This is a genomic window from Rhodophyticola sp. CCM32, assembly GCF_004751985.1.
GTDB lineage: Bacteria > Pseudomonadota > Alphaproteobacteria > Rhodobacterales > Rhodobacteraceae > Rhodophyticola.
On sequence record NZ_CP038492.1, the window covers coordinates 2,689,774 to 2,705,803 of the forward strand.

At 60.9% G+C, this 16,030-nt stretch carries 20 protein-coding genes; 15 read left to right on the plus strand and 5 right to left on the minus strand.

Annotated elements, in window-relative coordinates; genetic code table 11:
• Positions 1-43: 43 nt before the first annotated feature.
• Positions 44-928, minus strand: a complete 885-nt coding sequence (locus tag E2K80_RS13065; RefSeq protein ID WP_135375398.1) for a LysR family transcriptional regulator — start codon at positions 926-928, stop codon at positions 44-46.
• A 112-nt stretch (positions 929-1,040) separates the two neighbouring features.
• Here E2K80_RS13065 and E2K80_RS13070 point away from each other — a divergent pair, with 112 nt between their 5' ends.
• From E2K80_RS13070 to rpmE, 13 genes are all read left to right on the plus strand, one after another.
• The gene (locus tag E2K80_RS13070) at positions 1,041-1,625 is read left to right on the plus strand and encodes an FMN-dependent NADH-azoreductase (protein ID WP_135375399.1); all 585 of its coding nucleotides are present in this window, start codon (positions 1,041-1,043) and stop codon (positions 1,623-1,625) included.
• Positions 1,626-1,702: 77 nt separating this feature from the next.
• The gene (locus E2K80_RS13075) at positions 1,703-2,215 is read left to right on the plus strand and encodes a hypothetical protein (RefSeq protein ID WP_135375400.1); all 513 of its coding nucleotides are present in this window, start codon (positions 1,703-1,705) and stop codon (positions 2,213-2,215) included.
• 237 nt (positions 2,216-2,452) lie between these two features.
• Positions 2,453-3,961 carry a signal recognition particle protein gene (gene ffh, locus E2K80_RS13080; RefSeq protein WP_135375401.1) on the plus strand — a complete coding sequence of 503 codons (1,509 nt, stop codon included), beginning with the start codon at positions 2,453-2,455 and terminating at the stop codon, positions 3,959-3,961.
• Positions 3,958-4,488 carry a GNAT family N-acetyltransferase gene (locus E2K80_RS13085; protein ID WP_135375402.1) on the plus strand — a complete coding sequence of 177 codons (531 nt, stop codon included), beginning with the start codon at positions 3,958-3,960 and terminating at the stop codon, positions 4,486-4,488. The genes ffh and E2K80_RS13085 overlap by 4 nt, the downstream gene beginning before the upstream one ends.
• The gene (locus E2K80_RS13090; RefSeq protein WP_135375403.1) at positions 4,485-5,000 is read left to right on the plus strand and encodes a GNAT family N-acetyltransferase; all 516 of its coding nucleotides are present in this window, start codon (positions 4,485-4,487) and stop codon (positions 4,998-5,000) included. The genes E2K80_RS13085 and E2K80_RS13090 overlap by 4 nt, the downstream gene beginning before the upstream one ends.
• A complete protein-coding gene (locus E2K80_RS13095) occupies positions 4,993-5,286 on the plus strand; it encodes a chorismate mutase (RefSeq protein ID WP_135375404.1) in 294 nt (97 codons plus the stop codon). The genes E2K80_RS13090 and E2K80_RS13095 overlap by 8 nt, the downstream gene beginning before the upstream one ends.
• Positions 5,287-5,329: 43 nt before the next feature.
• Positions 5,330-5,815 (plus strand): 30S ribosomal protein S16, encoded by a 486-nt coding sequence (gene rpsP, locus E2K80_RS13100; protein WP_135375405.1) that lies wholly within the window; start codon positions 5,330-5,332, stop codon positions 5,813-5,815.
• Between the two features lie 69 nt (positions 5,816-5,884).
• Positions 5,885-6,025, plus strand: coding sequence for a hypothetical protein (locus tag E2K80_RS19145; protein ID WP_168193189.1), 141 nt, complete (start codon positions 5,885-5,887; stop codon positions 6,023-6,025).
• 3 nt (positions 6,026-6,028) lie between these two features.
• Positions 6,029-6,553 carry a ribosome maturation factor RimM gene (rimM, locus tag E2K80_RS13105; RefSeq protein WP_135375406.1) on the plus strand — a complete coding sequence of 175 codons (525 nt, stop codon included), beginning with the start codon at positions 6,029-6,031 and terminating at the stop codon, positions 6,551-6,553.
• Positions 6,550-7,065 (plus strand): hypothetical protein, encoded by a 516-nt coding sequence (locus tag E2K80_RS13110; protein ID WP_135375407.1) that lies wholly within the window; start codon positions 6,550-6,552, stop codon positions 7,063-7,065. Before rimM ends, E2K80_RS13110 begins: the two co-directional genes overlap by 4 nt.
• A 58-nt stretch (positions 7,066-7,123) precedes the next feature.
• Positions 7,124-7,888 (plus strand): tRNA (guanosine(37)-N1)-methyltransferase TrmD, encoded by a 765-nt coding sequence (gene trmD / locus E2K80_RS13115; RefSeq protein WP_135376622.1) that lies wholly within the window; start codon positions 7,124-7,126, stop codon positions 7,886-7,888.
• A 49-nt stretch (positions 7,889-7,937) separates the two neighbouring features.
• A complete protein-coding gene (rplS, locus tag E2K80_RS13120) occupies positions 7,938-8,321 on the plus strand; it encodes a 50S ribosomal protein L19 (protein WP_135375408.1) in 384 nt (127 codons plus the stop codon).
• 12 nt (positions 8,322-8,333) lie between these two features.
• Complete coding sequence (rpmE, locus tag E2K80_RS13125; RefSeq protein WP_135375409.1) at positions 8,334-8,555, plus strand: 50S ribosomal protein L31; 222 nt, start codon at positions 8,334-8,336, stop codon at positions 8,553-8,555.
• Between the two features lie 77 nt (positions 8,556-8,632).
• Here rpmE and E2K80_RS19150 read toward each other — a convergent pair whose 3' ends face one another.
• Positions 8,633-8,815 (minus strand): hypothetical protein, encoded by a 183-nt coding sequence (locus E2K80_RS19150; protein ID WP_135375410.1) that lies wholly within the window; start codon positions 8,813-8,815, stop codon positions 8,633-8,635.
• 132 nt (positions 8,816-8,947) lie between these two features.
• On the opposite strand from E2K80_RS19150, the gene E2K80_RS13135 reads away from it, so the two are divergent.
• A complete protein-coding gene (locus E2K80_RS13135; protein WP_135376623.1) occupies positions 8,948-9,757 on the plus strand; it encodes a division plane positioning ATPase MipZ in 810 nt (269 codons plus the stop codon).
• 218 nt (positions 9,758-9,975) lie between these two features.
• Here the strand turns inward: E2K80_RS13135 and E2K80_RS13140 are convergent, their stop codons facing one another.
• Positions 9,976-10,857 (minus strand): LysR family transcriptional regulator, encoded by an 882-nt coding sequence (locus E2K80_RS13140; RefSeq protein ID WP_168193190.1) that lies wholly within the window; start codon positions 10,855-10,857, stop codon positions 9,976-9,978.
• Between the two features lie 77 nt (positions 10,858-10,934).
• On the opposite strand from E2K80_RS13140, the gene E2K80_RS13145 reads away from it, so the two are divergent.
• Positions 10,935-11,861, plus strand: coding sequence for an EamA family transporter (locus E2K80_RS13145; RefSeq protein WP_135375412.1), 927 nt, complete (start codon positions 10,935-10,937; stop codon positions 11,859-11,861).
• A gap of 126 nt (positions 11,862-11,987) precedes the next feature.
• Here the strand turns inward: E2K80_RS13145 and E2K80_RS13150 are convergent, their stop codons facing one another.
• On the minus strand, positions 11,988-14,012 hold the full coding sequence (locus tag E2K80_RS13150) for a PhoX family protein (RefSeq protein WP_135375413.1): 2,025 nt from the start codon (positions 14,010-14,012) through the stop codon (positions 11,988-11,990).
• 293 nt (positions 14,013-14,305) lie between these two features.
• Positions 14,306-15,988 (minus strand): 30S ribosomal protein S1, encoded by a 1,683-nt coding sequence (gene rpsA, locus E2K80_RS13155; RefSeq protein WP_135375414.1) that lies wholly within the window; start codon positions 15,986-15,988, stop codon positions 14,306-14,308.
• Positions 15,989-16,030 lie beyond the last annotated feature (42 nt).

The window sequence follows — 16,030 nt, forward strand, 5'->3', positions numbered from 1 at the left end:
AGATGACCCTGCCGGGACGGAGACAGCGCCTCACCCACAGGCCTTAATCCACCGGCCAGGTTTTCACCTCTTCCTTCAGAAACCGCAGAAAGGTCTGCACCTTTGCGGTCCGGTGCAGGTCCATATGGGTGACCAGCCAGGTCTTGGCCGACCATTCCTCCAGCGAGGGCAGCATATCGACCAGATCCTCGGTGCCATCCCTGTCCCAGCCGGGCAGAAACCCGATACCGATCCCGGCTAGTACCGCATCTTTCACCGCGCGCATTTCGGTGGTGCGGAAATAGATGCTGCTGTCCGGGACCATCTGGCCCAGCCATTGCAGAAACGGCGCGCGCGGCGTTTCAACCGCGGAACCGATGAACCGGTGCTGATCAAGATTGGTATCATCCAGCATCCCGTATTGCTCGACATAGCTTTTATGGGCCGCCAGACGGATGGTCTGGGTAAAAAACGGCTGCACGATATTGTCAGGCTGATCGGGCAGAGTACCCGCGCGGATCGCCACATGTGCCTCACCATATTCCAGCCGGAACAGGCGACTATCGGTCACAAGGCGCACCCGTAATTCCGCATGCTGGTCCTGAAACCGGGCAATGGCAGGAATGAAAAGCGGCGACAGCGACTCCAGCGAGGTCACGATCAATTCGCCGGTCACCTCATTCCCACGGCCCTTGATCCGCCCGGCCAATTGCGTGAACTGGTCATCCGCCCCGCCCGCGACAGTCAGCAGATCCTGCCCCGCCTCGGTGGCCGTATAACCCCGGGCATGGCGCTGAAACAGTTTGGCCCCCAGCCGACCCTCCAAGGCATCAATATGGCGGATCACCGTGGCATGATGCACACCCAGAACTTCGGCAGCCCCGCTGACCGTGCCCATACGCGCAACCTGATAAGCGGTGCGAATCTCATCCCAGTGGTCAAAGGACATATCTGTGCACTCCTACACATAGTATGGAGTATTTGGGCATATTGTGTTCATTCACGCAAGTCCCAATTCTTCTCTCACAGACATGCTTACACCCGTGAAAGAAGCCAGACCCATGACAGATTCCATCCTCCGTATTGACGCCTCCGCCCGGCGCGCGGGCTCCATCTCCCGCGACCTGACCGACCGGATTCTTGCCCGTTTGGGTGAGGATATCCCGGTCATCATCCGCGACCTTGCCGAGGGCATGCCCCTGATTGACGAGACCTGGGTCGCCGCCAATTTCACGCCCGCCGCCGAGCGGACGGAGGCGCAACGCACAGCACTCGCCCTGTCCGACAGGCTGATTGACGAGATCAAGGCCGCCGATACCCTGGTGATCGGCCTGCCGATCTACAATTTCGGCGTGCCCGCCGCGCTGAAAGCCTGGATCGACCTGGTGGCCCGTGCCGGTGTCACATTCTCCTATTCCGAAAACGGCCCTGTCGGCCTGCTGAGCGGCAAGCGCGCCATCGTCGCCGTTGCGTCGGGCGGCACGGCGGCAGGCTCGGATATCGACTTTGCCACCGGCTATCTGACCCATGTGCTGGGCTTTATCGGCATCACGGATGTGCAATGTGTCACCGCCGACCAGCTGGCCCTGGATGCCGAGGCCACGGTTGCAAAAGCCCATGGCCAGATCGCAGCCCTGGCCGCCTGATCAGGCCCTCCCGGATGCCGACCCTCGAAGAGACCCGAAACTGGTGTGTTCCGAACAGATGCCCTAGACTGCCTATCATGCGCTTTGCCTTGCTCCTTTGTGCCGCTTTCGCAGTCCCGGCGTCGCTGGCGGCACAAACCTGTGCGCTGGAGTTTACAATCGAGGTCACCCGTGGTGTCGGCGACATCCCCCCGGGGACCGAGCTTATGGGCCATGCCGAGTTCACCACCGAGGGCAGCTTTCGCCAGGAAGGCGGCTCGACCGCGCATCTGGCCACCGGCACCATGGCGCTGAATGACACGATCAGCGGCCCGGTCTGGGCCCTGATCACCACCAGCCGCGATTTCACCTCTGATCTGGTCGGGATCTATGCCCATCATGTGACCGGCTTCACCTTCGCGGGCAGCCGTTTTGACGGGCCCATGGCGCTGACACTTTACGGCACCCCCGGCACCCGCCCGGAACCGGTGCCGCCGATGACGCAGGATGAATGGGACAGTCTGGCGCTCAGACGCACCTTTCAGCTGCATTCCAACAATGGCGATATGCTGGCCGGTGATGTGACCGCACTGCAGGCCGACTGCACATAAACCCGCCCCTTGACTCTGCCCCCCTGACTGCCCTAATCCGCACGAAATACCGGATTGCATCAGCGTTCCGGTCCTGTGACCGAAAACAGGATCGCCCCCCGTCAGCGAGGTTTCGCCCACGGGGGCAAAGCCGTTTGGTTTTGCCGCCCGTGCGAAAATGACGTTGGGTCTTGGTGCATTTCCGCATGCCCCTTATCTGCAAGGGGCAAACCGAGATAACGAAGGGGGCCGTGGCCCATGTTTGAAAACCTCTCTGAACGCCTGTCTGGCGTCTTCGACCGTCTCACCAAACAGGGCGCCCTGTCTGAAGATGACGTGCGCACGGCCATGCGCGAGGTGCGCGTGGCGCTGCTTGAGGCCGATGTGTCCCTGCCCGTCGCCCGCGAATTCATCAAAGCGGTGGAAAAGAAAGCCACCGGTGCCGCAGTCACCAAATCGGTCACGCCCGGTCAGCAGGTCATCAAGATCGTCCATGATGAACTGATCGCCACTCTCACCGGCGCGGGTGACCCCGGCACCCTGAAAATCGACAACCCGCCCGCACCGATCCTGATGGTCGGCCTGCAGGGCTCGGGCAAAACCACCACCACCGCCAAACTTGCCAAACGCCTGAAAGAGCGGGAGGGCAAACGCATTCTGATGGCGTCGCTGGATACCAACCGCCCCGCCGCGATGGAACAACTGGCGATCCTGGGCACCCAGATCGGCGTTGACACCCTGCCGATTGTCAAAGGCGAAGACCCGGTGACCATCGCCAAACGCGCCAAAACCCAGGCCAGCCTTGGCGGTTATGATGTCTATATGCTCGACACGGCGGGCCGGTTGCATATCGACGCGGAACTGATTGCCCAGGCCGCAGCCGTCCGCGATGTGGCGGGCCCGCGCGAGACGCTGTTGGTCGTCGATGGCCTGACCGGGCAGGACGCGGTCAATGTGGCCCAGGAATTCGACGACAAGATCGGCGTCACCGGCGTGGTCCTGACCCGGATGGATGGCGATGGCCGGGGCGGCGCGGCCCTGTCCATGCGCGCGATCACCGGCAAGCCGATCCGCTTTGTCGGTCTTGGCGAAAAGATGGACGCGATCGAGACGTTTGAGCCCGATCGGATCGCGGGTCGCATCCTTGGCATGGGCGACATCGTGGCGCTGGTGGAAAAGGCGCAGGAAACGCTGGAGGCCGAACAGGCCGAGCGGATGATGAAGCGGTTCCAGAAAGGTCAGTTCAACATGAACGACCTGAAATCCCAGATGGAACAGATGCTGAAAATGGGCGGTATGGAGGGCATGATGTCGATGATGCCCGGCATGGCGAAAATGTCGAAACAACTGGATAATGCGGGCTTTGATGACGCTGTGATCCGCCGCCAGATCGCATTGGTCGATTCGATGACCAAACGCGAACGCGCCAACCCGGCTCTGTTGCAGGCCAGCCGCAAGAAACGCATCGCGGCGGGCGCGGGGCAGGAGGTCAGCGATCTGAACAAGCTGATCAAGATGCACCGGCAGATGTCGGATGCAATGAAAAAGCTGGGTAAAATGGGCAAGAAGGGCCTGATGAAGGGCGGTTTGGGGGCACTGATGGGCAAAGGCGCACCGGCGGCCCTCAAAGACATGGACCCAGGCGGCATGGACCCCAAAGCGCTGGAAGCGGCCGCACGGCAGATGGGCCAGCCCGGCGGTCTTCCGGGCCTTGGCGGCGGTGCGGGCCTGCCGCCGGGATTGTCGGGCTTCGGCAAGAAGAAATGACCGCGGCGGGCATCCATATCCCTACGCTTGCAACCGAGCGGCTGACCCTGCGCGCGCCCCGGCGCTCGGATTTTGAGGCCTATGCCGCGTTTCGCGGCTCGGACCGGGCGTCATTCGTGGGCGGCCCCAACACACGCATTGACGCGTGGCAGCAATTCTGCGCGCTGACCGGTCAGTGGGTGCTGTTGGGTTATGGCCGCTGGATCATGGCCGATAAAGACAGCGATCAGCCGCTTGGCGTGGTGGGCCTGCACCACCCGGTGGAATGGCCCGAACCGGAAATCGCCTGGTCCGTCTTTGCCGATGGTGAAGGCCGGGGGCTGGCCTTTGAGGCCGCCCGGGCCAGCCGCGCTTTTGCCTATGGTACACTTGGCTGGACCACGCTGGTCAGCTGCGTGGACCCGGAGAACACGCGCTCACTTGCCCTGGCCAAACGCCTTGGCTGCACCCCCGATGGGGCCTTCCAGCACGACGCTTTCGGCACCCTGCCGATCTGGCGCCACCCGGCAGCGGAGGCGCTGACATGATCCCGACCCTCACCACGGACCGGTTGCATCTGCGCGGGCCCGACGCCCGCGACTGGCCCGGCTTTCTGGACTATTTCACCTCTGAGCGGTCGCAATTCACCGGCGGCCCGCTGGAGCCACGCCCGGCCTGGGTGCTTTTTGCCGCCGAGATTGGCCACTGGGCGATCCACGGGTTCGGCATGTGGTCGGTCACGCGCAAGGAAGATGACACCGCGATCGGCCTGATCGGATGCTGGTATCCCGAAGGCTGGCCCGAGAAAGAGATCGGCTGGCTGCTTTGGCCCCGGGCCGAGGGGCAGGGCTATGCCTATGAGGCCGCGACAGCGGTTCGCGCCCATGTCTATAACACGCTCCGCTGGTCCACAGCGGTCAGCTATATCGCGCCCGGGAATATACGGTCCATTGCGCTGGCCGAACGGCTTGGTGCGCGGCTTGACCCGTCTGCGACAAAACCCAAACCCGACACGCTGGTATATCGCCACCCGCCCCTACGGAGGTCCAGGCATGACTGATGCCGCAACCCGCGCCGCCACGCTTCTGAAAGACCACCGCGACAGTATCGACCGGCTGGATGCGATCCTGGTCTATACGCTTGGCGAGCGTTTCAAGCACACCCAGGCGGTCGGCAGGCTGAAAGCCGATCATGACCTTCCCCCGTCCGACCCTGCCCGCGAAGCGACGCAGATCGAGCGGTTAGAAGACCTGGCATGCCGGGCCGATCTGGACCCGGAATTTGCCAAGAAATTTCTGAATTTCATCATCGCTGAAGTCATTCAGCATCACAAGAAACACCAATGATAGCAGTTATATACCTGTCCACGCCATCAAAGGAGATCACCCCATGGCTATGAAAATCCGGCTCGCCCGCGGCGGCTCGAAAAAACGTCCCTTCTATCGCATTGTGGCCGCAGACAGCCGCATGCCCCGCGACGGGCGCTATATCGAGAAACTGGGCACCTATAACCCGCTGTTGCCGAAAGACAGCGAAGAGCGTGTGAAAATGGATATGGAGCGTGTGCAGCACTGGCTGGGCCAGGGCGCGCAACCCACCGACCGTGTGTCGCGGTTTCTGGAAGCCGCCGGCGTGATCGAGAAGAAAGAGCGCGCCAATATGCAGAAAGCCGAGCCCGGCAAGAAGGCCGTGGAGCGTGCCGAAGAGAAAGCCGCGAAAGCCGCTGCGGCTGCCGAAGCCCCGGCAGAGGAAGAAACCCCGGTTGAGGAAACCCCCGCAGAGGAAGCCGCTGTCGAGGAAGCCCCCGCAGAGGAAGCGCCCGTTGAAGAGGCCGCCACCGAGGATGCCCCGGCCGAAGAAGAAAAAGCCGAATAATCCGGCTGATCCGGTCCGGCCCGACAGGGGCCGGGCCAATCCTATACGTCCCAACCTGTTTGGTCGCACATGTTTCGCCTGATCCGTCTTGCATTTCTGCTGATTGTCGCCTTCGTCGCCGGTATGGTGTTCGAGCGTCAGTATCAGCAGGACCGTTGCGACAATTCAGGCGGGACATGGATGCGCACCGGTTTCTGCGCGGGGGGGTGAGGCATGGCAGATCGCATATGTGTCGGGGCCATCACCGGGTCTTTCGGGGTGAAAGGTGAGGCACGGGTCAAATCCTTCACTGCCGATCCCGCCGCGATTGGCGATTATGGCCCGCTTTCTACCGAGGATGGCCAGCGCAGCTTTACCCTGAAGATCACCCGACCGGTCAAAAGCGGCTTTGCCGTGCGCCTGTCGGGCGTCACCGGCAAGGAACAGGCCGACGCCCTGCGCGGCACACGGCTTTACGCCCCCCGCACGGCCCTGCCCGCCCTGCCCGATGATGAATTCTACCACACCGATCTGATTGGCCTGACCGTAATCGACACCGGCGGGCAGGAGCATGGAAAGGTCCATGCGGTGCATAATCACGGCGCCTCTGACCTGTTGGAGCTGCGCAGCAAAGGGGCGGGCGGCACCGTGCTGGTCCCTTTCACCGCCGACATCGTACCAACCGTCGACCTGGCGTCGGGGCGGATCATCATCGACCCGCCCGAGGGGTTGTTCGATGCGCCGGAAAGCAAGCCATGACCCCGGCCTTCGATAAGGGTCTTGTGGTGGGCGGCACCGGCATGCTGGCGCAGGCCAGTGAATGGATCGCGGCTCAGTGCCAAAACCTGACTCTGGTTGCCCGTCACCCCGATGCGCTGGCCGCAAAGCTCGGGGCCACCCCGTTACAGCTTGACTGGGCGGACCCGGATGCCGCCGACAGGATCGCCGCGCTGCCATCGGATTTCGACCTTGTGCTCACCTGGGTGCATGATGCCGCAGCCGGGCTGGTGCGCCCCTGCGAGGATCGGCTGAAACCGGGCGGTCGCTCCATCCGCGTGCACGGGTCGCTCTCGGCCGATCTGCAAACCCGCGCGGCGCGGGACCCGAACCCCAGGCCGGATATTGCCCGGCAGGTTGTGATCCTGGGCTGGCATCCCGAACCGGGCGGCGGCAAACGCTGGCTCAGCAATGACGAGATCAGCGCCGGCGTCATCGCGGCGATCCGCGAGCCGGTTTTCGAGGCTCTGACCATCGGGGGCGCAAGTGGCTGACACCCCCCGATCCCATGGCCGCCTGTCGATTTCTGCCAGCGCAACACCGCGCGATCTGATGACGCCATCGCCGCGCCTGAAAGGGGCGTGGACGGCCAGGGTGCTCACGCTTTTTCCTGATGCGTTTCCGGGTGTGCTTGGCCAGTCCCTGACCGGCAAAGCGCTGCAAGAAGGGCTTTGGGCACTGGAGCCGATCGACCTGCGCCCGTTCGGCAGCGGCAGACACCGCAATGTGGATGACACGCCCGCAGGCGGCGGCGCCGGTCTGGTGATGCGCCCCGATGTGCTGGGCCAGGCCCTGAACACGGCCGCATCCGGCACGCCGGACAACCCGGAAAGCTGGCCCCGTGCCTATCTGTCACCGCGCGGCAAACCCTTTACCCAGAAGGATGCGGAACGGTTTGCGAAAGCCGATGGCATCACCCTTCTCTGCGGGCGTTTCGAAGGCGTGGACCAGCGGGTGATCGACCATTTCGGGCTTGAGGAGATCTCCATCGGTGACTTTGTCCTCACCGGTGGGGAGATCGCGGCACAAGCCTTGATTGATGCGACTGTCCGGCTTATACCCCGCGTGCTTGGGAATCAGGCATCAACAGAGGAAGAGTCTTTCTCTGAAGGTCTGCTGGAACACCCGCACTACACGAAACCGGCCGTCTGGGAAGGCCGCGAGATACCTGAGATTCTCCTTTCAGGCCATCACGCGAAAATCGCCCTCTGGCGGAAGGCAATGGCCGAAAGGCTGACAAAGGAACGTCGCCCTGACCTCTGGCGGGCTTACTGTGATACGCATGGTAGGGACCCGGACGGAGACCAAGAGCTCTGAGGGGGCATCACATTCGCGGGCAAACCGTGATCATATATGGAGAGTTGCGATGAACCTGATCGCACAGATCGAGGCGGAACAAGTGGCCGCCCTCGGGGCCAAAATCCCCGATTTCAAAGCCGGTGACACGATCCGTGTCGGCTATAAAGTGACCGAGGGCACCCGCTCTCGTGTGCAGAATTACGAAGGTGTCTGCATCGCCCGCAAGAACGGCGACGGCATTGCCGGCAGCTTCACCGTCCGCAAAATCAGCTTTGGCGAAGGTGTGGAACGTGTGTTCCCGCTGCATTCGACCAATATCGACAGCATCACCGTGGTGCGTCGGGGTCGTGTGCGCCGCGCGAAACTGTATTATCTGCGCGCGCGCCGGGGCAAATCTGCCCGGATCGCCGAAGTGACCAATTACAAGCCCAAATCCGGCGCTGAAGCCTGAAGGAGCGGTGAGATGAAAAAAGACATCCATCCCGATTATCACCTGATCGACGTGAAAATGACCAATGGCGATATTGTCCAGATGAAATCAACCTGGGGCGCCGAAGGCGAAACCCTGGCACTTGACATCGACCCGTCGGTGCACCCGGCCTGGACCGGCGGCAATTCCCGGCTGATGGATACCGGCGGGCGCGTCTCGAAGTTCAAGAAGAAATACGAAGGCCTGGGGTTCTAAAGCACCCTGCCTTAAACTTGAATCACAAATACCCTGCCACGCTTCGCGTTCCCAGGGTATTTGTGATGCGCGATGTCTCAGGTTTCAGGCAGCGTGCTGTAGAACGTCGCGCTTTTCTGATGATCGAAACGCCGCCCGCACGGGGCGGCGTTTTTTGTTGAGCGGGGGGCGATGTTGCGGACAAATGGATTTTTGTACGGGCAGATCTTTCCTTCAAACCTGCATTCCCAACGCAGGGCAGCGATCCCGTCTTGGGACATGAAATTATGACTTCATCAGGGAATGGGTCGGTTTGATGCTTAACAGCCCCGGTTCCCTTCCGTATATTGCGTCGAAATACGGTGGCCCCACGAAATGAGGGCTGCCAGACAGCGAACTCCGGGGGAATGAGCTTGGCGCATATCATCGTTTTGGGCAATGAGAAGGGCGGGTCGGGCAAATCGACCACCGCCATGCATATTGCAACGGCGCTTGCGCGCATGGGCCATACGGTCGGCGGGCTTGATCTGGACCTGCGCCAGCGCAGTTTCCACCGCTATATCGAGAACCGGCAGAACACCATTGCCGCCCGGGATCTGGATGTCGCCTGCCCCCTGCTGATGGAATTGCCGCAGATCAGTGCCGATCAACTGGGCCCGGAAGACAATATCTATGACCGCCGCCTCTCTGCCGCCGTGGCAGAGCTTGAGGGACGTTGCGATTTCATCGTGATCGACTGCCCCGGCTCCCATACACGGCTTAGCCAGGTGGCGCATTCGCTGGCCGATACGCTGGTCACCCCGATGAATGACAGCTTTGTGGATTTCGACCTTCTGGCCCGCATCGACCCGGAAACCTATGACATCCGGGGGCCTTCAGTCTATTCTGAAATGGTCTGGCACGCGCGCCAGTTGCGCGCCAAGGCCGGGCTGAACCCGATCGACTGGATCGTGGTGCGCAACCGGGTCGGGGCGCAGCAGATGCATAACAAACGCAAGGTCGGTGGCGCGCTGGACCGTCTGGCCGAGCGTATCGGGTTTCGCGTTGGCACCGGGTTTTCCGAACGGGTGATTTTCCGCGAGATGTTCCCCACCGGCATGACCCTTCTGGATTTGCGCGAATTGGGGGTGGAGCGGCTGAACATCTCGAATGTTGCCGCCCGGCAGGAGGTGCGTGATCTGATGAGCGGGTTGAACCTGCCCGGTGTCCAGGTCGATTTCTGAGGCAATGTTTGATGCGCCCCATTTCAGGGCAGGTCTGAAACGCCACCGAACTGATTATAGCTTCGGCCTGAAATTCCACACCACCCCACATCACCTTCCTGCCCGGCGGCCCCGCCGGGCAGCGTCTGAGCCGACCCCATGGGGCAGGCGCTTCTCGCCCACCCCTCGGTTCGGGCGATACCCTCTGCGCAATGCATGTGTGTTACAGATTAAATGGACTATGCTCTAATATCGCGGAAGCATTGCACAATCCAGTCTGACACCACGCGCACCGCCGTGTTCCGGGCAAGATCGGGCTGGATGATTGTCCAGTATTCGGCGCGCAGCGCATCGATCTCTTCAGACAATCGCATGAGATCAGGACTGGCATCCCCCTTGAAACAGGGCAGAACGGCAATGCCGGTCTTGCTGGCTGCGGCCGCAAGCATCAGATCGGTGTTCATCAACCGGCTGGCCGGAGGGCGGCCCCGCATCAGGTCTTGCAACCATCCCATGGTGACATAGTGGCTTTGCTCTTCCACGAATGCCAGCCAGGGAAGGGTTCGCAGATCGTCCCGGGACAGCGGCAAAGCCCGCGCCCTTGCATAGCTTTCATGCCCGTATACCGCGCAGCCAACCGAGCCCACGCGCCGCGTCAGGCCCGTTTCCGTTTTTGGCATGTCATGCAGGACACGGATTTCAGGCGCCCGGGTTTGAAAAGGGGATGGCCTGTCGGTGATGATCAGTTCCACTGCGGGGCCATCCCCAAGCAGATGCAAACCCCGCGCCAGAACAGCGGCCGAGGTTTCGCCAGCCCCGACACGGACCGTTTCTTTCAGATGCTGTGAGACACCAAGGGTGCGTTGTTCAACCCGTAATGCGGCACTTTCAACCGCGCGAATTTCCGGCAGCAGGTCCGCACCGGCCGGGGTCAGCCGATGCCCGTCACGATCGCGCAGGAATAACGGAAAACCGATATCCGCCTCCAGCTTCTGCACCCGGCGCGCAACCGTTGGCTGGGTCACCCCAAGCCGCTCAGCCGCCCGGCGCAGACTGCCAAGCTGTGCCACGGCCAGAAATATACGCAGATCAGACCATTCCATGAAACGAATATGTAACACATGGCAGCATCCTGTGGAATGGTGCCGGGGTGCCGGATTTGCCATCCAGAGAAGGACAGACAAATCCGGACCCTCCCATGAAACCCGCCCTTCTGATCACAACAGGTGCCATTCTGTGCTGGGCCTTGCTGAGCGTGGTAAGCCGTATTCTCTTGCTGGCTTATGATCTCGATCCCTGGATGTTCAGCTTCCTGCAACTTTTTGCCGGGGGTGTCGCCTTGCTGATCCTGAGCGGTAAGGGAGGGTTGGACCTGACAAGCTTTGTACGACCCTCCACATGGGTTCTGGGGGCTTTAAGGGTTTTGTCAGCCGCGCTTTATACGGCTGTTCTTGTCTGGGTCAGCGTGCCGGAGGCCGGAATATTCGGCGCGCTGAACCTGCCGGTTGTTGCCATCATCGTCTGGATCGTCATGGGACAGCGCCCCGCGCGATTTGAATGGGTCGGCCATGGCCTGGCCCTCGGCGCGGTTGTCATGCTTGCCCTGCAACTGGAACCCGGGTTTCGCACCACCGTTCTGGGATTGATGGGGCTGAATGCCCTGTGCCTGGCGGGCATGTCGCTTCTGGTCGAGGCACATCCCGATAACAGGTCTGACCTGCCGGGCGCCAGAACACGTTTCACAGGGGCGGTTCTGCTTGTGACTGCAATTGTCTTTCTGGCCGCACGCATCGTGCAAACAGGATCAGTCGATGGCAGGGTTGATATGACATTGATCCTTTCTAGCGTGGCGGTCGGTATTTTCCTCAGGGCGCCCGCCATGCTGCTGGCCTTCTGGTCGATCCGTCTGGCTGGCACGCAGAACTATACGGCGGCCATTTCACTTCTTCCGGTGTTCGGGCTGGTGTTTGAACAGCTTGCTGTCGCGTTGGGGCTTATCGAAACATCTCGCTTCCAGATCGGGACGGTATATCTGCTTGGCCTCGTTCTTCTGGGCACATTTCTGATCCTCTTTGCCCGCAGTCTGAGGCTGAGAGCGAGCACAAACCATCGTACCGAAACCTGACCCTCGCCGCATCTGTCCATCTCGCGGTCAGGCACAGATCATCGTCAGCGCACAAGCCGGCTGACAATCCACAATATGAAAAGACCCCGCCGAAGCGGGGCCTTACCTGTTTCCAAAGACCCAGGATCAGACGCCGATCTGACCGCCACCTTCTTTTGTCACAACCACAACCGACGGGCGTGGCGGCATGCCCTCGGCAAAATCGGGCCAGCGGGTGGCCGGGTCTTCGAAGGTTGAATTCCGCTCGAACCCGGCGAAATCGCCGGTGCCATCAGTGCCGGGATGCTGCACCGCAAGGAACAGGGTTTCGGAATTATCTGCAAAATAGGGCCCGCAAAGCTCTCCCCCTACGGGGCAGCGGAAAAACAGCTTGGAATACCCGCGCAGATCGCCCACGGTCTCTAGCGCATAGAGACCATCAGACTTGCCCGTGCGGCCCCAGCCAGAGCCCTGATCGGTCGAAATCCACAGACGCCCGTTATCGTCAATAGCGCAGTTGTCGGGAGAGCCGAACCAGCCGTTTTCAGAAGTCTCCGGGTTCCAGACGGCGCCCACATCGGCAATCGTCGGGTCGCCGCATTGCACCAGAATATCCCAGGTGCCCGACAGCGCCGTGTGATCACCACCCGCTTCGTTCATTTGCAGGATATGGCCGAAATTGCTTTCCGGCCGCGGGTTGACCGCATCCACCTGTTCGGCCGTGCGGCGCGAGTTGTTGGTCAGCATGACGAAGACGGCCCCGTCGCCACGCGGCTGAATATCCTCGGGGCGGTCCATCGGCGTGGCCCCCAGAAGATCGGCGGCAAGCCGCGTGTCGATCATCACATCGGCCTGGCTGTCAAACCCGTTCTCCGAGGTCAGTGGACCTTCGCCATGGACAAGCGGCATCCAGATGAATGTGCCATCGTCATTATAGCGCGCCACATAAAGCGTGCCTTCAGAGAACAGCCGCATATTGGCCGCCCGGTCAGCGGACACAGTGCCGTCGCTGACGAATTTATAGACATAGTCAAACCGGTTATCATCACCGGAATAGAGCACGACACGCCCATCCGCAGCGGTGATCGACTCTGCGCCCTCATGGCGGAAGCGGCCAAGTGCGGTATGTTTGACGGGGGTCGAGGCCGGATCCATCGGGTCGACCTCGACAATCCAGCCAAAGCGGTTCGGCTCATTGGGTTCCAGATCAATGTTGAACCGGTCATGATACTGGCCCCAGGCGTACCAACGCCCCGGCGTGCCATAGCGCGCCATGCTTTCAGCCTCGGGCTGGGCCGAGATATCCGGGTCCCCCTCGCCATCGACCAGATCGGTCCAGAAATACCCGTGGAAATTCTCCTCGGCCATCAGATAGGTGCCCCAAGGCGTGATGCCACCGGCGCAATTGTTGATGGTGCCCAGAACATGCATGCCCTCTGGGTCGGCCCCGGTCTGCATCCGTGCATGGCCGGCGGCAGGCCCGTCAAATGTCATCGCGGTATCGCCCGCAGTGATGCGGCGGTTATAGGGGCTGTCAAGCACGACCTCCCATTTCCCCTGGGCATTCTTCACGATCTCGAAGACAGAGCCGCCATGGGCCGCCATTTCGATATTCACCAGCTCTTCGGTCATGCCCTGGAACCCGTCACGGTCCTGCCGTCCAAGACCGGGGAACATCACCTCTTCATTGGTGTATTCGTGGTTCACACACAGAATGCCACGACCGGGCTCAAGCTCAACAAAGCCCACATAGTCATTGTTGTAGCCGAAGCGCATTTTCTGGTCTTCGGGCGATTGGTTCTGCGGGTCGAACGCAGCCACGCCTGCAAAGATCGGGTCGCCCCAGCGGATCAGGATATCTGCATTATAGCCCTCGGCGATGTGATGGTTCACATCATTGCCCCAAGTCAGTTCATCAAAGACATAGCGGCTGTTTTCGGCTGTGGCAGCAGCAGCCTGTTTCGGCGCGATGATCGCCGAGGTGCCGAACAGCGCCGTGGTGGCAGACACGGCCAGAGCACCCCGCATCAGATCACGGCGGCCATAGCGGCGGTTGATCACATCGCCGATGGTATTACCAAGATTGGGATTGGTGGGAATATCGTCAAAGGCTTCGAAGGCTTCCGCCTTATTGCCATGGCTTGGGTCTTTGATGATGTCGTCGCGTTTCATCTGGGTCTCCCTGGATATATCGAAAAGGCGCCACCAGATATGGTGCGCCGCCGCGTGCGGAAGACGTGACGCGGATTTGTAACAGCGATGTGGCGAACAATGGCATACGCGTGAGTTATCCACAGATTTGTGCAGAGAGCCGCCATGGCTCAAACCTCCGCGCCTGACCTTGGGGAGGCGTAAAGCGCCTTCGGATTGGCCTCGGGCGGTAATTTGGTCTCAGTCCAGACCACAAAGAAAAAGCCCCGCCGAAAACCAGCGGGGCTTTTCAATGTCAGGGTCGCGGGAAAGGCTCAGTCGTCGCCCTTGTTCAGCGCCGCGCCCAGGATATCCCCAAGCGATGCACCGCTGTCGGATGACCCGAACTGCTCCACCGCTTCTTTCTCTTCGGCGATCTCGCGCGCCTTGATCGACAGGCCAAGACGGCGGGTCTTGGCATCCACATTGGTCACGCGGGCATCGACCTTGTCACCGACCTGGAACCGTTCGGGGCGCTGTTCTGCCCGGTCACGGGACAGATCGCTGCGGCGGATGAAGGATTTCATGCCCTCATATTCCACTTCGATCCCGCCATCCTCGATCGAGGTCACGGCCACGGTCACGATCGAGCCACGCTTGACGCCATCAACCACTTCGGCAAACGGGTCGCCATCCACGGCCTTGATCGACAGGCTGATCCGTTCCTTGTCCGTATCAATCTCGGACACGACCGCCTGAACCACATCGCCCTTGCGGTAATTGCCGATCACATCCTCGCCACGACCTTCCCAGGTCAGGTCAGACAGGTGCACCATGCCGTCGATGTCGTTTTCCAGACCCACGAACAGACCAAACTCGGTGATGTTCTTGACCTCACCCTCGACCTGCGTGCCGACCGGGAACTGCTCTTCAAACACTTCCCAGGGGTTGCGCATGGTCTGTTTCAGGCCAAGCGAGACACGGCGTTTCGCAGTGTCGATTTCCAGCACCATGACTTCCACTTCCTGAGAGGTGGACACGATCTTGCCCGGATGGACGTTTTTCTTGGTCCAGGACATCTCGGACACGTGGACCAGACCTTCAACACCGGCCTCAAGTTCCACAAAGGCACCGTAATCGGTGATGTTGGTGACCCGGCCCGTATGGGTGGAATCCAGCGGATATTTGCTTTCCACCGCATCCCATGGATCGTCCTGAAGCTGCTTCATGCCCAGACTGATACGATGGGTTTCCTTGTTGACCTTGATGACCTGCACCTTGACGGTTTCGCCAATCGACAGAACCTCTTTGGGGTCGCTCACGCGGCGCCAGGCCATATCGGTCACGTGCAGCAAGCCATCCACACCGCCCAGGTCCACAAAGGCCCCGTATTCGGTGATGTTCTTGACCACACCATCGACCACATCGCCCTCGGCCAGTTTGCCGATCACCTCGGCGCGCTGTTCGGCACGGGATTCTTCCAGGATCGCGCGGCGCGAGACCACGATATTGCCCCGGCGACGGTCCATTTTCAGAATCTGGAAAGGCTGTTTCAGACCCATCAGCGGACCGGCATCGCGGACCGGGCGCACATCGACCTGAGAGCCGGGCAGGAAGGCCACGGCACCGCCCAGATCGACAGTGAACCCGCCTTTGACCCGGCCAAAGATCGCGCCTTCAACGCGGTTCTCATCGGCATAGGCTTTTTCCAGACGGTCCCAGGCAGCCTCGCGGCGGGCCATCTCATGGGACAGAACGGCCTCACCCTTGGCGTTTTCGACATTGCGAAGGTAGACCTCCACCTCGTCGCCCACGCTGATTTCGGGCGCTTCGCCGGGATTTGCAAATTCTTTCAGATCGACGCGGCCTTCCATTTTATAGCCGACATCAATGATGGCCTGGCCCGCTTCAACGGCGATGACCTTGCCTTTGACAACCGAACCCTCTTCGGGCGTGTCAATTTCGAAGCTTTCGTTCAGGAGGGCTTCGAATTCCTCCATCGTTGCTTTAGCGCACATGCGGTTTTATGTTCCTTATCAGGGTTTTATCTGGCCGTGCGG